Genomic DNA, 15,464 nt, shown 5'->3' on the forward strand with positions numbered 1-15,464 from the left:
TGCACCGCACGCATCTCGTGCGCCGCGCGTTAATGCCGTGCACGCGTAGCTCCCATGAAAGCGGTGACGCGCGCAAATTTGCCGTTGTACTTCGGAACGGTTCTAATAAGCTAACCCAATGACGTCATTCAGAAACCAGATCGAAGCGCGTTAAGCGCTCGCCAAGCTCAAACAAAAAAGGCCGCGGGGTCTTCGGGCCTGCGCGGACAGGGTAGGAATGAAACCGACCGACATCGCGGCCCCCGACTACTTTCACAAAGTGGTCGATTGCCAATGGGCCTGTCCTGCGCACACCCCGGTTCCCGAATACATCCGATTGATCGCCCAAGGCCGCTACAGCGATGCCTACATGATCAATTGGAAATCGAACGTATTTCCCGGCATTCTGGGACGCACCTGCGATCGTCCCTGCGAGCCGGCGTGCCGGCGCGGACGCGTGGAGGAAAATCCTGTCGCGATCTGCCGCCTCAAGCGTGTTGCAGCGGATTTCAAGGACGACATCAGGCAGCGGCTGCCGAAGCCCGGGCCGAAGAACGGCAAGCGCGTTGCGCTGGTCGGCGGCGGTCCCGCTTCGCTGACGGTGGCACGCGATCTCGCGCCGCTCGGCTATCACTGCACCGTGTTCGATGCCGACCCGGAAGCCGGCGGCATGATGCGCACGCAGATCCCGAAATTCCGCCTGCCCAATTCCGTGATCGACGAGGAGACCGGCTACATCCTCAATCTCGGCGTCGAGTTCAAAGGCGGTCACCGCATCGACAGCATGAAGGCGCTGCTCGCCGAGAAATACGACGCCATCTTCGTCGGCTCCGGCGCGCCGCGCGGCCGCGAGCTCGAGCTTCCCGGCCGGAAAGAGGCAGCCGCCAACATCCATATCGGCATCGAATGGCTGGCCAACGTGTCGTTCGGCCATGTCGACAAAATCGGCAAGCGCGTCATCGTGCTCGGCGGCGGCAACACCGCGATGGATTGCTGCCGCACCGCACGCCGGCTCGGCGGCGAGAAAGTCACGGTGGTCGTGCGTTCCGGCTTCGACGAGATGAAGGCCTCGCCCTGGGAGAAGGAGGACGCGATCCACGAGGATATCCCGATCCTCAACTACATGGTCCCGGTGGCCTTCAAGCATGTCGCCGGCAAGCTGATCGGCGTCACCTTCCAGCACGTCAAAGCCGAATACGACGCCAAAGGCCGCCGCAACCTCGTGCCTTCGGGCGATCCCGATCAGACCATTCCCTGCGACGACGTGCTGGTCGCGGTCGGTCAGGAGAACGCCTTCCCCTGGATCGAGCAGGATTGCGGCATCGAGTTCGACAAATGGCACATGCCGAAGGTCGATCCGAAGACCTTCGCCTCGACCAACCCGAAAGTGTTCTTCGGCGGCGATGCCGCGTTCGGCCCGAAGAACATCATCTGGGCGGTCGCGCACGGCCATGACGCCGCGCTGTCGATCCACAAGATGCTCTCGGGCGAAGCGGTCGACGAGCGGCCGCTGCCGGAGGTGCAGATCTCCTCGCAGAAGATGGGCATCCACGAATGGAGCTATGACAACGACATCTCGCCCGACAAGCGCTACAAGGTGCCGCATCGCGACAAGGTCGTTGCGCTGAAGGACATCCGCGCCGAGGTCGAGCTCGGCTATGATGTCAAGCTGGCGCTCGGCGAAGCGCATCGCTGCCTGAACTGCGACGTGCAGACCGTGTTCTCGACCTCGCTCTGCATCGAGTGCGACGCCTGCGCCGACATCTGCCCGATGGATTGCATCACCTTCACCGCCAACGGCGAGGAAAGCGATCTGCGCCAGCGCCTGAAGGCGCCCTCCGCGCATCCGGACCAGGACCTCTACGTCTCCTCGGACCTGAAGACCGGGCGGGTGATGGTGAAGGACGAGGATGTCTGCCTGCATTGCGGGCTGTGCGCCGAGCGCTGTCCCACCGGCGCCTGGGACATGCAGAAATATTTCATCGAGATGACCCACGCAGGTTCGACATGTCCGACAAAAAGCCGATCAGCAGCGTAAACGACTTCGTCGTCCGCTTCGCCAACGTCAACGGCTCGGGCTCGGCCAGCGCCAACGAGATGTTCGCGCGCGCGATCCTGCGCCACGGCGTGCCTGTCAGCCCACGCAACATCTTCCCCTCCAACATCCAGGGCCTGCCGACCTGGTACGAGGTGCGCGTGACGGAAGCCGGCCATCTCGGCGCACGCGGCGGCGTCGACATGATGGTGGCGATGAATCCGCAGACCTGGGACAAGGACGTCGCCGGCATCGAGCCCGGCGGCTACCTGTTCTACGATTCCACCAAGCCGATGCCGTCGACCAAATTCCGCGACGACATCACAGTGATCGGCGTGCCGCTGACTGCGATCACCAACTCGACCTATACCGATCCGCGTCAGCGACAGCTGTTCAAGAACATCATCTATTTGGGCGCGCTCAGCGCGTTGCTCGACATGGACCCCAAGCTGATCGAGCAGCTGATCGGCGAGCAGTACAAAGGCAAGGAGAAGCTGCTCTCCTCCAACGTCCATGCGCTGCATCTCGGCCGCGACTGGGCGCTGCAGAATCTGAAATGTCCGATTGGGCTGCGCGTGAAGAAGTCCGACAAGGTCGGCGACCGCATCTTCATCGAGGGCAACAGCGCCGCCGCGCTCGGCGCGGTCTATGGTGGCGCCACCGTGTGTGCCTGGTATCCGATCACGCCGTCCTCGTCGGTGGCCGAGGCTTTCACCGCCCATTGCAAGAAGTACCGGCACGATCCTGAAACGGGCAAGGCGAAATACGCGATCGTGCAGGGCGAGGACGAGCTCGCGTCGATCGGCATCGTGATCGGCGCGTCCTGGAACGGCGCCCGCGCCTTCACGGCGACCTCCGGCCCCGGCATCTCACTGATGACGGAGTTCATCGGCCTCTCGTACTTTGCCGAGATTCCGGCCGTGATCATGAACATCCAGCGCGCCGGCCCCTCCACGGGCATGCCGACCCGCACCCAGCAATGCGACATCATCGCCTGCGCCTATGCCTCGCATGGCGACACCAAGCATGTGCTGCTGTTCCCCGAGGACCCGGCCGAGGCCTTCGAGTTCGCGGCCGCCGCCTTCGATCTCGCCGAGCGGCTGCAGACGACGATCTTCCTGATGCTCGATCTCGACATCGGCATGAACCACCGGCTCTGCCGCCCGCTGAAGTGGGACGATGCCAGGCAGTATGACCGCGGCAAGGTGATGACGGCGGCGATGCTGGAGGAAGGCCGCGACTTCGGCCGCTATCTCGACGTCGACGGCGACGGCATCCCCTACCGCACCTATCCCGGCACGCATCCGACCAAGGGCTCCTACTTCACCCGCGGCACGTCGCGGGACCGCTATGCGCGCTACTCCGAGGAAGGCACGGTCTACGCCGACAACATGCAGCGCCTGATGCGCAAGTTCGAGACCGCGCAGGACCTGGTGCCGCGTCCGCTGCAGGCCAATGCGGAACGGCCGACCAAATATGGCGTGATATATTTCGGCTCGACCTCGCCGGCGATGGACGAGGCGATCGGCCTGCTGGAAGCGCGCGGGCATCAGCTCGACCGTCTGCGCATCCGCGCCTTCCCGTTCCATTCCAGCGTGGCCAGCTTCCTCGCCGAGCACGATTTCGTATACGTCGTCGAGCAGAACCGCGACAGCCAGCTGCGCCAGCTCATCGTCAACGAGAACGGCATCGATCCCGTCCGGCTGGTGCCGATCGTGCATTACGACGGCACGCCGATCACCGCCCGCTTCATCGCCAAAGCCATTGGCGACCACCAGGACCACCTCAAGGTGACCCCGCTCCGCAAGGCCGTGTCATGACCTACATCGCAAAGCCCAAATTCCATCATCCAGGCCTGAAGAAGAACGCGCTCGGCTACACGCATCGGGACTACGAGGGCAAGATCTCGACGCTGTGCGCGGGCTGCGGCCACGATTCGATCACGGCCTCGATCATCGAAGCCTGCTACGAGCTCTCGATCGAGCCGCATCGGGTGGCGAAGATCTCCGGCATCGGCTGCTCGTCGAAGACGCCGGACTATTTCCTCGGCAATTCGCACGGCTTCAATTCCGTGCACGGCCGCATGCCATCCGTGCTGACAGGCGCCAACCTCGCCAACCGCGAGCTGATCTATCTCGGCGTCTCCGGCGATGGCGATTCCGCCTCGATCGGTTTCGGGCAGTTCGCGCATTCGATCCGGCGCGGCGTTAACATGACCTATATCGTCGAGAACAACGGCGTTTACGGCCTGACCAAGGGCCAGTTCTCGGCGACCGCCGATCGCGGCTCGAAGAGCAAGAAGGGCGTCACCAACACCGACAACGCCATCGACCTCGTCGCCATCGCGCTGCAGTTAGGGGCCACCTTCGTGGCGCGCTCGTTCTCCGGCGACAAGAGCCAGCTGGTGCCGCTGATCGCCGCCGCGATCGGCCACAAGGGCGCGTCCTTCATCGACGTGATCAGCCCCTGCATCGCCTTCAACAACCATGCCGGCTCGACCAAGAGCTTCGACTATGTCCGCGAGCACAATGACGCCGTGAACCGGCTCGACGTGCTGGTCGGCCGCGACCCGATTGCGGTGGACTACGCGCCCGGCACGGTGCAGGTGGTCGAGCAGCACGACGGCAGCAAGATCGCGCTGCGCAAGATCGATGCGGATTACGATCCGCACGACCGCCTGGGCGCCCAGACCTTCCTAGCAAGGCACGCCGCCAAGGGCCAGATCGTCACCGGTCTTCTGTACGTCGACCCTGAGGCCGAAGACCTGCACGAGCATCTCAACACGGTCGAGACGCCGCTCAACGCGCTGGAGGCGGACACGCTCTGCCCGGGCTCGGCGGTGCTGGACAAGATCAACGCCAGCCTGCGGTGATCATCTTCGCGCTGATGCCGCCGGCCTAACGCGTATCGTGATCTTCTCCGACACGACGGGTGGTTCGAACGGATAGTGCTTGGCGTCGCCAAGCACCAGTTGCAGCGTGTGCGTGCCCGGCGGAAGCTCGAGAAACGTTTCGGTTTGTCCGGCTCCGAAATGCAGATGGGACTTGTCCTGCGGAATCGGCTCCTTGGCATCAATGGGGTCTTTCACATCGATCAACAGATGATGGTGGCCGGCATTGTGGTAGTCGTCACCGGCATGCGTCACGCCCATGTTGCGCAGGCCGAACCGGACCCAAAACCCACCACGGATCTTCTGGCCGTCATACGGCGAGATGAAATAAAGCTTGGCGTCCTTTGGCGCAGTTTTGCCTTGCGGATAGGCCGCGCCGGGGAGCAATGCGATGGCGGCCGCGAGCGCGATACAGGAAACGATCTTCATCAAATTGACTCCAGTACCTACGGACTGAGCGCGATCCGGAATCCATGCGTGGGGTAACGGACGCCGGTGTCGTATCCACCGCGGTTTGACGGCCGCACATATCTCGAATCGTTCTTCCAGGAGCCTGAGCGCAGGACATGAGAGCCGCAGTCAGGGCTAGTCCACGCCGAGCCGTCGCTGGGCGCGCCCTGATACGTCCGGTGCCAGCAGTCTGCGACCCACTGATCGATGCCGCCGCCCATGTCGTAAAGCCCGAATGGATTGGGCTTGAAACTGCCGACCTTGGCCGGCTGCTCGGCCGCAAGTTCACCGCAATCCTTGCAGCCCGCCATGCCCGGCTGGAGCTTGTCGCCCCACCAATATTTGGTCTGTGTCCCGCCGCGTGCCGCATATTCCCATTCGGCTTCGCTGGGAAGCCGGTAGGGCTTCTTCGTCGCTTGCGCGAGCCAGGCGACATATTGCTGCGCATCGGTCCAGCTCACATTGCTGACCGGGGCATCGTCCTTGCCAGTGGCCGTGAATCCGCACGCCTTGGCGGCAGCGCATTCGTTCCACTCCTGCACCGTTACCGGATATTTTCCGATCGAGAACGGCTTGATCGTGACCTGATGGACGGGTCGTTCGGTCGGATCGTCATTGCTTCCCATCGCGAAGCTGCCGCCACGAATGGCGATCATTTCGGGTTCCCGGACCGGCGTCATCGATGGACTGGATGCCGGAGACGGTGAAGGCGATGCTGCGGGCGGTGGCACCGTTGTGGGCAACGGAGAAGCCGCGGGTGCGGCTTGTGGCGCCGGTGCTGCCGGGCTCGGTAACGACGGAACGGACTGCGGCGCCGGCGAAGCCAACGGCGCCGCGATCGGGGGAGCGGCAGCCTGTTGCCCCACCTGGCTGCGGTGCTGCACCAGCACGTACCAAAGCACGTAGCCGGCAATCACCAGCAATGCCGTGATCAGAAGAAAGAGCAGGACGTTCTCACGCCGGCTTCTTGTCTTGCCGACCGCATCAGCGTCCGGCAGCACACGATACACGCGCACCGGATCGGTGATGTTCTTGACCTTGCGGTCGCCGAGCGACTCATAGCCGCATACGATCTTGTGTTTGATCTGCTCGTAGATCGCGCCGGATATGAAGACCTGCCCCGGCTCCGCGATGCCCTCGATACGCGTGGCGATGTTGACGCCGTCACCATAGATGTCGTCCGGCTCCACGATGACGTCACCGAGATTGACGCCGATCCGATATTCGAGCCGGGAATGCTTGGGAGTGGAGGCGTTGCGGCCGACGAGATTCTGCTGGATGACGATGCTGCATCGAACGGCTTCCACGGGACTGTCGAATATGGCGATGAAGCCGTCGCCGGTCGTCTTCACCAGACTTCCATGGTGCTCGATGATGCTGGGCTGGATGATGTCGCGCTCGATCCGCTTGACGCGGGCATGCGTGCCTTCCTCGTCGGCCTGCATCAACCGGCTGTAGGAGACGATATCGCCGACGATGATCGCGGCGAGACGGCGAGGCATTCCGCTGTGCGGCGGCGGCTCGTCGGGATTTCCGGGTCTGAAGTTGCGAATTTCGCCCATGCGGGGGACTCCACAAACTTACAAGGCAGCCCCAGCCTACGACCGCTAAAGGCGATCGTCTGTGAAGGCTATCACATTGACGAACCGAGACAATGTCGCAGCGATTGCAGGCTTCAAGTTCCGAAGAGCCGCCCGCTTCACCGCTTGAACCTTCTCGAGCCTATCAGTGACTAAGGCGGAGCGTGAAGCGAGTTGCGCGAATCCGCACCGCGACCACCGCTCGAGCGGCTTGCGACGGTTGAACGCGGGTCACCAATTCTGCGTCTAACAGACAGCAGCTCTGTCCTGCTGCGACGAAATTGTCGTGTGCACGAGACCCTTATGAAGCTCGTCATCCTTGCTGCCCTCACTTTTGCTGCGCTGACCAGCGTCGGCCGCGCCGAGGAAGTCGACGATATCCGCGAGGCCGGTAAGGCCGAGGCCGAGACCTTCAATACGCGGATGTATGCGAAGCCTCCCGGCGACAAGGCCTATGCCTGCTTCGTCCGCCGCTACGATGCCGACCATCTGGCGCGGCATCCGAAGCAGAAGGTCGCCGCGATGAAGCTGCTGATCTCCGCGGAATTCGACAAGGAGGACAAGGAGCTTCACCATTCCTTCCGCCTTGGCTTCAGGTACCGTCACCGCAGCGGCGATTTCGACTCCAGCGGCTCGTGCAACCACGCCGTATTCACCAGGAGCGGCGACGAGGTCCGCCTCGGCTGCGGCGTCGACTGCGATGGCGGCGGCATCGGCGTTGCGCTCTCCAAGGACGACAGGTCCGCGATCGTGCGGCTCGAACGTGTCAGGGTCTGGCAGAACAACAAGCCGGACGATGACGCCGAGCATTCGCTGACCGCCGGCGCCGACGACAAGATTTTCCGGCTCGACCGGGCCGACAATCGCGAGTGCGCCTCGCTGGTGACCGACCGCAAGGAACTCGCGGCGCTGCGCCACAAGTGATATGCCTGCGTAAATTCGGACTTCGTCGAGGAGATCGCCATGAACCGTCGGAACATCCTGTGGAGCGCCGTCTCGGCACTCGGTGCGGCGCTTGGCGTCTCCAGCGCGAAAGCCACCACCGCCACCGCGCCGTCGAACAAGCTCAAGGTGGCCTATCACCTCAGCGACGCCGAGAAGGTCCATTTCGTGCTCGGCAATATCCAGAACCACATCGACGGCGTCGGCGGCCCCGAGCACGTGACGATCGCGCTGGTGATCCACGGCCCGGCGCTGAAGGCGTTTCACTCGGCGCAGGCCAACCCCGACGTCAGCAAGCGCGTCGGTGACTTCTCAAAGGGCGGCATCGAGCTCGCCGCCTGCGGCAACACGATGAAAGCGCAGAACGTGACGCTGAGCGAGCTGCTGCCAGGCTTCGTCAACGCCGAGAACGGCGGGGTGGTGCGGCTCGCCGAGCTGCAGTCGCAGGGGTATCTGTATTTGCGGCCGTAGGTGGGCACGGCGATGGCTGGCGCAGCCCTTTCCGCGTTCTTGCGAGGAGCCCTTGCGACGAAGCAACCCAGACAGCCTCTGCGGACAGATTCTGGATTGCTTCGCTGCGCTCGCAATGACGGGGAGTATGGCGGCGCCGCAGCCCTCGTCACTTGACTTACCCATAACTCCACAGTTATGTGTCTATCCATAACCTCCCGGTTATGGATTTTTCATGACTCCCACCCCCGACCTTCTGTTCAGAACGCTCGCCGACCCCACCCGGCGCGCGATCTTCGAGCGGCTGTGCCGTGAGGGGGAGCAGACGGTCGGGGCGCTGACGGCGCGATCAGGCGTGTCGCAGCCGGCGGTGTCGAAACATCTTGGCGCCCTGAAACAGGCGGGCCTGGTGCGCGACCGGCACGAAGGACGGCAGACCCATTACAGCGCGCAGCCCGGTGCGCTCAATCCGCTGATCGACTGGACCGGCCAGATGGCCGGGTTCTGGCAGAAAAGGTTAGACGCCCTCGACGATCTCCTGAAGAGGATGGACCAATGAACGACCCCGCCGAGACGCGCTCCGTCGTGATCGAGCGCGAATTTGCCTATCCCGCCGAGCGGCTCTGGCGCGCGCTGACGCAGCCGCATCTGATCGAGGAATGGCTGATGAAGAACGACTTCAAGCCGGTCGTCGGCCATCGCTTCAATCTGCGCGGCGAATGGGGCGGCGTGCTGGATTGCGAGGTGCTCACCATCGAACCGCAGAGGACGCTGGCCTACACCTGGAATTTCTCGCATGAGGACGCCGCCTTCGACCTCAAGAGCATCGTCACCTTCACGCTGACGCCGACGAGCGCGGGCACGCATCTGCGCGTCGAGCAGGCGGGCTTCCGCCCGACGCAGAAACAGGCGTTCGGCGGCGCGCATGCCGGCTGGAAGCAGTTTTTGGCCAAGCTGGACGATTTGCTGGCGCGGGCGAGCTAGCTCCACCACCCATTCCGATCATTCTCAAAGGAGGTCCCAATGAGCACGCCTATGTGGATTCGGCAGATTCATCGCTGGCTGTCGATGGCTTTCACGCTTGCCGTCATCGCCAACATCGTGGCGATGACGATGCAAGTCGAGGCCGTGTGGATCGGCTTCCTGGCGCTGGTGCCGCTGATTCCGCTGCTCGCGACCGGGCTCTATCTGTTCGCGCTGCCTTATCGCGGCCGCAGCAACACGTGAACGAGGCGGTGATGAAGAAGCCCGTGACGGCGAAGACGAGCAGCGCGAAGCAAGCAGGTACCGCCTCGCCATCCAAGCTGATCGACGGCCGGATCAAGGAGCTCGGCGACTGGCGCGGCGAGATGCTGGGGCGGGTTCGCGCGCTGATCAAGGAGGCCGACCCTGATGTCGTCGAAGAGTGGAAATGGCGCGGTGTTCCCGTCTGGGAGCACGACGGCATCATCTGCACCGGCGAGACCTACAAGGAGGTCGTGAAGCTGACCTTCGCCAAGGGCGCCGCGCTGGCGGATCCCGCAGGTCTCTTCAATTCCAGCCTCGACGGCAATGTGCGCCGCGCGATCGATATTCGCGAGGGCGAAACGATCAACGAGAAGGCGTTGAAGGCGCTGATCCGCGCGGCGGTCGAGCTGAATGCGAGCAAGAAGAAGCCGGGGAAGCGATCAGCCTCGTAGACGCGATGGGCCGCCACAAGTGCCTTCCTTCTCCCCTTGCGGGAGAAGGTGGCGCGAAGCGCCGGATGAGGGGTCTCCATCGGCACGGGAGAGTGCGGAGAGATACCCCTCACCCCAGTGAGCTTATGTCTGCCGGCATCGCTGCCCTCTCCCGCAAGGGGCGAGGGCACATCAATGCGCATCTCGCGTGGTGCCCCATGTAGGCAGCCCCCGTCACGCCACCGCCGCCGCGATCGGGCGCGGGCTGACGACGTATTCGCGCAGGACCTTGTCGTTGGCGTCGACCTCGATCAGTGCGACGTCGTAGGTCCAGAGATCGGCCAGGTGCTGGAGCACGCGCTTGGCGTCGGTCTCGTTGAGCTGCGAGCCCTTGATGACGTGGTGATGCAGGATCAGGCGGCGGTCGCCGGAGAGATCGACGTCGACCACCTCGATATTGGCATCGATGAAGCCGACATCGTGCTGCCGCGCCAGCTCGCGGCGGACGCGGCGGAAGCCGCGCTCGTCGTGGATGGCGTCGACCCGGATGCCGGCGCGCTCCTCGGGATCGTCGTGCAGGTGGAACATGCGGAAGTGCCGCATCAATTTCGGGCTCAGGAACTGCCCGATGAAGCTTTCGTCGCGGTAATTGGCCCAGACGTCGCGCAGCACGCCCATGACGTCGCCCTTGCCGGCGATGTCGGGAAACCACTCGCGGTCCTCGTCTTCGGGATTGGCGACGATGCGCTCGATGTCCTGCATCACGGCAAAACCGAGTGCGTAAGGATTGAAGCCCGAGAAGCGCGGGTCGTCGAATTCGGGCTGGAACACCACATTGGTGTGCGACCCCAGAAATTCGAGGAAGTTGCCGTCGCTGATGCGACCCTGCTCGTGCAGCTTGGTCATGATGCGATAATGGACGTAGGTCGCCGTTCCCTCGTTCATGACCTTGGTCTGGCTCTGCGGATAGAAATATTGCGCGATGTGGCGGACGATGCGGAGCAGCTCGCGCTGCCAGGGCGCCAGCCGCGGCGCGCTCTTCTCCAGGAAATAGAGCAAATTCTCCTGCGGCAGGCCGAGCAGCTTGCGGCGGCGCTCGATGCTGAGCGTGGAGCGGCTCTTGGCGGCGCCCTTCGGCACGGTGCGCCAGAGATCGTTGAAGACCTCCTCCTCGTGCTGACGGCGACGCCCTGCCCGCTTCTCCTCGGCGCGCAGATCGAGCTTCTTCTTGCCGGGATAACGGTCGATGCCGTGCGACATCAGCGCGTGCGCGGCGTCGAGCGTGCGCTCGACCTCGATGCGGCCGTAGCGATCCTCGCACTGCATGACGTAGTTCTTGGCGAAGTCGAGATAGTCCAGGATGCCGTCGGCATCGGTCCATTGCTTGAACAGATAATTGTTCTTGAAGAAATGGTTGTGGCCGAAGGCGGCGTGCGCGATCACCAGCGTCTGCATCGTCGCCGTGTTCTCCTCCATCAGATAGGATATGCAGGGCGAGGAGTTGATGACGATCTCGTAGGCCAGCCCCATCAGGCCCTTGCGGTAGGACGCCTCATGGAACGCGAAGTGCTTGCCGAACGACCAGTGCTTGTAGAACAGGGGCATGCCGACCGACGAATAGGCGTCCAGCATCTGCTCGGCGGTGATGACCTCGATCTGGTTCGGATAGACGTCGAGGCCGAGATCCTTCAGCGCCACCTCCTCGCAGGCATCGGTGATGCGCTGCAAGGTGTGGAAATCCCAATCGGCGCCTTCGAACAAACGTTCCTTCATGGAGCGGCCTTCTCCTGGGCAGTGTCGCGGCGCTGGAACAGATCGTGGAATACCGGGAAGATCTCGCTGCGCTCCGAGACCTTGCGCATCGAGAGCGGGGCGCCGCTGTTGCGCAGGCGTTCGTAGAGGCTCCAGAGCGAGGAGTCGGAGAGATCGAAGGCGCTGCCGCCGGCCTCGCCGACCTCGAGATAGGCGAAGAACTGGCAGACCGGCAGGATCTTCTCGGTCAATAGGAGCCCCGTGAGCTCGCCGTCGGAATAGGAATTGTCGCCGTCGGAAGCCTGCGCGGCGTAGATGTTCCAATCCGACGGGTTGAAGCGCTCGCGCACGTTCTCGTGCATCGCCTGCAGCGCACTGGAGACCAGCGTGCCGCCCGAGGCCGGACCGTAGAAGAAGGTCTGCTCATCGACCTCCTCGGCGCGGTCGGTGTGGCGGATGAAGACGATCTCGACGTGCTTGTAGCGCCGCTTCAGGAACACGTAGAGCAGCATGTAGAAGCGTTTCGCCAGGTCCTTCATGTGCTCGGACATCGAGCCGGAGACGTCCATCAGGCAGAACATCACGGCCTGCGCGACGGGCTTGGGCACCGTCTCGAAGCGCCGGTAGCGGATGTCGAGCGGATCGATGAAGGGGATGCGCTTGGACTTCGCCTTCAACGTTTCGAGCCGGGCCACGAGAGCCGCACGCTCGTCCTCGTCCGTGCATGCTTCGATCGAGGCTTCCAGCTCTTCGATCTCGTCCTTGCGCGGACGCTTGAGCGCGATGCGGCGGGCGAGCGCGAGCTTCACCGTCCGGCTCACCGAGATGTTGGCGGGCGAGCCGGTCATGGTGTAGCCGGCGCGCTGGATGCCTTCGCTCTCGGTCTGTGCGATCTTGCGCTTGGCGAGATCCGGAAGCTCGAGGTCGTCGAGGAATAGATCGACGAACTCGTCGCGGCTCAGCACGAAGCGGAAGGCGTCCTCGCTGTCGCCTTCGCCGGGACCGGAATCCTTGGCGCTGCCCTGGCCGGAGCGCTGGAGATAGTCGCCTTCAATGAACTTCTTGTTGCCGGGCAGGACCATGTCGCGCGTCCCGCCTTCACGGCGGAAACGCGGCTCGTGCATGCCGTCGAGTGGAATCGTGACCTCACCACCCTCCAGGACGTCCTTGATGTCGCGTTCCTGCGAGGTCTTCTTGACGGCGCCCTGCACCAGGGATTTGGCCCGACGCAAGAACCGCTGGCGGTTCTCAAGACTCTTGCCGCCTGGATTCAGGCGCCTGTCAATAATGTGAATGGGCACTTTACCATTCGCCTCCCATCCGCCTCAACCGGCCTGCTTCACGCGCATGTACCATTCGACGAGCCGGCGAACCTGACGTTCGGTATAGCCGCGCTCCACCATGCGTGCGACGAACTCGCCGTGCTTCTTCTCCGTCTCGCCGTCCTTCTTCGACCCGAAGGAGATGACCGGAAGCAGGTCCTCGACTTGGGAGAATATCCGCTTTTCGATCACATCGCGAATCTTCTCGTAGGAGGTCCAGGTCGGATTTTTGCCGCCGTTCTGGGCCCGGGAGCGTAACGAGAATTTGACGACCTCGTTGCGGAAATCCTTGGGGTTGGCGATGCCCGCCGGCTTCTCGATTTTCGTCAGCTCCTGGTTCAAAAGCTCGCGATCGAGCAGCTGGCCGGTATCGGGATCCTTGAAGTCCTGGTCCTCGATCCAGGCGTCGGCATAGTCGACGTAGCGATCGAACAGGTTCTGGCCGTAATCCGAGTAGGATTCGAGATAAGCCTTCTGGATCTCGTTGCCGATGAACTCGGCGTAGCGCGGTGCGAGCTCGGCCTTGATGAACTCGAGATAGCGTTTCTCGGTCTCCTCAGGCAGCTGCTCGCGGCGGATCGCCTGCTCCAGCGCGTACATCAGATGCACGGCGTCGGCGGCCACCTCCTGCGGATCGTGGTTGAACGTCGCAGCCAGGATCTTGAAGGCGAAGCGGGTCGAGGCGCCATCCATGCCTTCGTCGACGCCGGCGGCGTCGCGATATTCCTGGACGCTGCGCGCCTTCGGATCGGATTCCTTCAGGCTCTCGCCGTCGTAGACCCGCATCTTGGCGAACAGGGTGGAGTTCTCGTGCTTGCGCAGGCGCGACATCACCGAGAACCGCGCCAGCGTCTCCAGCGTCGACGGCGCGCAAGGAGCCGAGGCGAGCTCGGAGCCCTGGATCAGCTTCTCGTAGATCTTCTGCTCCTCGGTGACCCTGAGGCAGTAGGGCACCTTGATGACGCAGATGCGGTCGATGAAGGCTTCGTTGTTCTTGTTGGCCTTGAAGCTGGCCCACTCGGCTTCGTTCGAGTGCGCCAGGATGATGCCGGTGAACGGGATCGCGCCGATATTCTCGGTGCCGATATAGTTGCCTTCCTGGGTTGCGGTCAGCAACGGGTGCAGCATCTTGATCGGCGCCTTGAACATCTCGACGAACTCGAGCACGCCCTGATTGGCGCGGTTGAGGCCGCCGGAATAGCTGTAGGCGTCGGGATCGTTCTGGGCGTAGGTCTCGAGCTTGCGGATGTCGACCTTGCCGACCAGCGAGGAGATGTCCTGGTTGTTCTCGTCACCGGGCTCGGTCTTGGCGATCGCGATCTGGCGCAGCCGCGACGGCTGGATCTTGGCGACCCGGAATTGCGAGATGTCGCCGCCGAAGGCTTCCAGCCGCTTGTAGCACCACGGGCTCATCAGGCCGGTGAGGCGACGGCGCGGAATGCCGTACTTCTCCTCCAGCATCGGACCGAGCTGATCGGGATCGAACAGGCTGAGCGGGCTCTCGAACACGGGCGAGAGCTCGTCACCGGCCTTGAGCACGTAGATCGGCTGCACTTCCATCAGCGACTTGAGCCGCTCGGCGAGCGAGGACTTGCCGCCGCCGACCGGGCCGAGCAAATAGAGGATCTGCTTGCGCTCTTCGAGACCTTGCGCCGCATGGCGGAAGAAACCGACGATGCGCTCGATGGTTTCTTCCATGCCGTAGAAGCCGGCGAAGGCTGGATAGGTGCGGATGGTGCGGTTCAAAAAAATACGGCCAAGGCGTGGGTCCTTGGCCGTGTCAATCGTCTGGGGCTCACCGATCGCCGCTAGCAGTCGTTCGGCCGCGTTCGCGTATTTCATGGGATCGCTTCGACACGATTCCAGATATTCCGCCATCGACATGTCGTGCTGGCTTCTCGCCTCGAACGACCGAGCGAAAGCGTTGAATAGAGAATCGTTGTACATGATCCCTCTCCGCGTGAGTTCCGCTACAAGCTGAAACGAAAGCAGTTACCGGACCGTTCCTCAGGCCGTTTCGAATCAGCGTGAGCACATGACAATCATTGGACACCCTGGTGCCGACTCGACGCAACGCACAACGTAGGCACTCCATGAGTTACGAACAGGCACCTGCCTGTAATTTGTGCGAATCTCCGTCTATTCTGGCTCATTTCCAGAAAATGTCACTCGGTCGCCACATCCGGGCGTTCCCGGGGATGGCCCCATCCGGCGGTGCAGCATAGCGATTGGGGAGCGGCGATCTTATGACGCTTGTACGGCGAAGCCTTGCGGTCCCCGTTCATCTTCCTGCTGCAATGCGGTGTGCTGGCGGCCTGTACGTCGCGGCAACGCGCAGCACCGTGTCACAGTCGCTGCCAGGCCAGGCCCACCCCGACGGATGACAACGCGATCGTTCTGTGCGCA

At 63.0% G+C, this 15,464-nt stretch carries 14 protein-coding genes; 9 read left to right on the forward strand and 5 right to left on the reverse strand.

What is annotated here, in order from left to right; genetic code table 11:
• Positions 1-217 precede the first annotated feature (217 nt).
• Genes I6F24_RS19170 through I6F24_RS19180 form a run of 3 tightly spaced genes read left to right on the forward strand, consistent with a single transcriptional unit; the run spans position 218 to position 4,886 of the window.
• Positions 218-2,017: an FAD-dependent oxidoreductase gene (locus tag I6F24_RS19170; RefSeq protein WP_036027274.1), complete on the forward strand. Its 1,800-nt coding sequence runs from the start codon at positions 218-220 to the stop codon at positions 2,015-2,017.
• The gene (locus I6F24_RS19175) at positions 1,987-3,834 is read left to right on the forward strand and encodes a 2-oxoacid:acceptor oxidoreductase subunit alpha (RefSeq protein ID WP_225112121.1); all 1,848 of its coding nucleotides are present in this window, start codon (positions 1,987-1,989) and stop codon (positions 3,832-3,834) included. Before I6F24_RS19170 ends, I6F24_RS19175 begins: the two co-directional genes overlap by 31 nt.
• On the forward strand, positions 3,831-4,886 hold the full coding sequence (locus I6F24_RS19180; RefSeq protein WP_225112120.1) for a 2-oxoacid:ferredoxin oxidoreductase subunit beta: 1,056 nt from the start codon (positions 3,831-3,833) through the stop codon (positions 4,884-4,886). The genes I6F24_RS19175 and I6F24_RS19180 overlap by 4 nt, the downstream gene beginning before the upstream one ends.
• Here I6F24_RS19180 and I6F24_RS19185 read toward each other — a convergent pair whose 3' ends face one another.
• Positions 4,887-5,333: a DUF4399 domain-containing protein gene (locus I6F24_RS19185; RefSeq protein WP_036007306.1), complete on the reverse strand. Its 447-nt coding sequence runs from the start codon at positions 5,331-5,333 to the stop codon at positions 4,887-4,889. It lies immediately after the preceding gene.
• A 17-nt stretch (positions 5,334-5,350) separates the two neighbouring features.
• Positions 5,351-6,916, reverse strand: coding sequence for an SUMF1/EgtB/PvdO family nonheme iron enzyme (locus I6F24_RS19190; protein WP_225149124.1), 1,566 nt, complete (start codon positions 6,914-6,916; stop codon positions 5,351-5,353).
• A 321-nt stretch (positions 6,917-7,237) separates the two neighbouring features.
• On the opposite strand from I6F24_RS19190, the gene I6F24_RS19195 reads away from it, so the two are divergent.
• From I6F24_RS19195 to I6F24_RS19220, 6 genes are all read left to right on the forward strand, one after another.
• Complete coding sequence (locus I6F24_RS19195; RefSeq protein ID WP_225149125.1) at positions 7,238-7,858, forward strand: hypothetical protein; 621 nt, start codon at positions 7,238-7,240, stop codon at positions 7,856-7,858.
• A 39-nt stretch (positions 7,859-7,897) separates the two neighbouring features.
• Positions 7,898-8,347, forward strand: coding sequence for a DsrE family protein (locus I6F24_RS19200; RefSeq protein WP_225149126.1), 450 nt, complete (start codon positions 7,898-7,900; stop codon positions 8,345-8,347).
• A 214-nt stretch (positions 8,348-8,561) separates the two neighbouring features.
• Positions 8,562-8,885: a metalloregulator ArsR/SmtB family transcription factor gene (locus tag I6F24_RS19205; RefSeq protein WP_036027285.1), complete on the forward strand. Its 324-nt coding sequence runs from the start codon at positions 8,562-8,564 to the stop codon at positions 8,883-8,885.
• Positions 8,882-9,310, forward strand: coding sequence for an SRPBCC domain-containing protein (locus I6F24_RS19210; protein WP_057026040.1), 429 nt, complete (start codon positions 8,882-8,884; stop codon positions 9,308-9,310). Before I6F24_RS19205 ends, I6F24_RS19210 begins: the two co-directional genes overlap by 4 nt.
• A 39-nt stretch (positions 9,311-9,349) precedes the next feature.
• On the forward strand, positions 9,350-9,553 hold the full coding sequence (locus I6F24_RS19215; protein WP_225149127.1) for a hypothetical protein: 204 nt from the start codon (positions 9,350-9,352) through the stop codon (positions 9,551-9,553).
• An 11-nt stretch (positions 9,554-9,564) separates the two neighbouring features.
• Positions 9,565-10,005, forward strand: a complete 441-nt coding sequence (locus tag I6F24_RS19220; protein ID WP_225149128.1) for a DUF1801 domain-containing protein — start codon at positions 9,565-9,567, stop codon at positions 10,003-10,005.
• 213 nt (positions 10,006-10,218) lie between these two features.
• Here I6F24_RS19220 and I6F24_RS19225 read toward each other — a convergent pair whose 3' ends face one another.
• From I6F24_RS19225 to I6F24_RS19235, 3 genes are read right to left on the reverse strand one after another with little or no spacing between them, the layout of a single operon-like run.
• On the reverse strand, positions 10,219-11,757 hold the full coding sequence (locus I6F24_RS19225) for a SpoVR family protein (protein ID WP_225112114.1): 1,539 nt from the start codon (positions 11,755-11,757) through the stop codon (positions 10,219-10,221).
• Positions 11,754-13,031, reverse strand: coding sequence for a YeaH/YhbH family protein (locus I6F24_RS19230; protein ID WP_225149385.1), 1,278 nt, complete (start codon positions 13,029-13,031; stop codon positions 11,754-11,756). Before I6F24_RS19230 ends, I6F24_RS19225 begins: the two co-directional genes overlap by 4 nt.
• Before the next feature lie 30 nt (positions 13,032-13,061).
• A complete protein-coding gene (locus tag I6F24_RS19235; RefSeq protein WP_036007284.1) occupies positions 13,062-15,005 on the reverse strand; it encodes a PrkA family serine protein kinase in 1,944 nt (647 codons plus the stop codon).
• Positions 15,006-15,464 lie beyond the last annotated feature (459 nt).

This window comes from Bradyrhizobium sp. BRP23, assembly GCF_020194135.1.
Classification (GTDB): domain Bacteria; phylum Pseudomonadota; class Alphaproteobacteria; order Rhizobiales; family Xanthobacteraceae; genus Bradyrhizobium; species Bradyrhizobium yuanmingense.

Coding starts and splice junctions, on each gene's coding strand:
- I6F24_RS19200 (WP_225149126.1), top strand. CDS start 7,898: ATGAACCGTCGGAACATCCTGTGGAGCGCCGTCTCGGCACTCGGTGCG.
- I6F24_RS19190 (WP_225149124.1), bottom strand. CDS start 6,916: ATGGGCGAAATTCGCAACTTCAGACCCGGAAATCCCGACGAGCCGCCG.
- I6F24_RS19205 (WP_036027285.1), top strand. CDS start 8,562: ATGACTCCCACCCCCGACCTTCTGTTCAGAACGCTCGCCGACCCCACC.
- I6F24_RS19175 (WP_225112121.1), top strand. CDS start 1,987: ATGTCCGACAAAAAGCCGATCAGCAGCGTAAACGACTTCGTCGTCCGC.
- I6F24_RS19210 (WP_057026040.1), top strand. CDS start 8,882: ATGAACGACCCCGCCGAGACGCGCTCCGTCGTGATCGAGCGCGAATTT.
- I6F24_RS19215 (WP_225149127.1), top strand. CDS start 9,350: ATGAGCACGCCTATGTGGATTCGGCAGATTCATCGCTGGCTGTCGATG.
- I6F24_RS19225 (WP_225112114.1), bottom strand. CDS start 11,757: ATGAAGGAACGTTTGTTCGAAGGCGCCGATTGGGATTTCCACACCTTG.
- I6F24_RS19235 (WP_036007284.1), bottom strand. CDS start 15,005: ATGTACAACGATTCTCTATTCAACGCTTTCGCTCGGTCGTTCGAGGCG.
- I6F24_RS19180 (WP_225112120.1), top strand. CDS start 3,831: ATGACCTACATCGCAAAGCCCAAATTCCATCATCCAGGCCTGAAGAAG.
- I6F24_RS19170 (WP_036027274.1), top strand. CDS start 218: ATGAAACCGACCGACATCGCGGCCCCCGACTACTTTCACAAAGTGGTC.
- I6F24_RS19185 (WP_036007306.1), bottom strand. CDS start 5,333: ATGAAGATCGTTTCCTGTATCGCGCTCGCGGCCGCCATCGCATTGCTC.
- I6F24_RS19195 (WP_225149125.1), top strand. CDS start 7,238: ATGAAGCTCGTCATCCTTGCTGCCCTCACTTTTGCTGCGCTGACCAGC.
- I6F24_RS19220 (WP_225149128.1), top strand. CDS start 9,565: ATGAAGAAGCCCGTGACGGCGAAGACGAGCAGCGCGAAGCAAGCAGGT.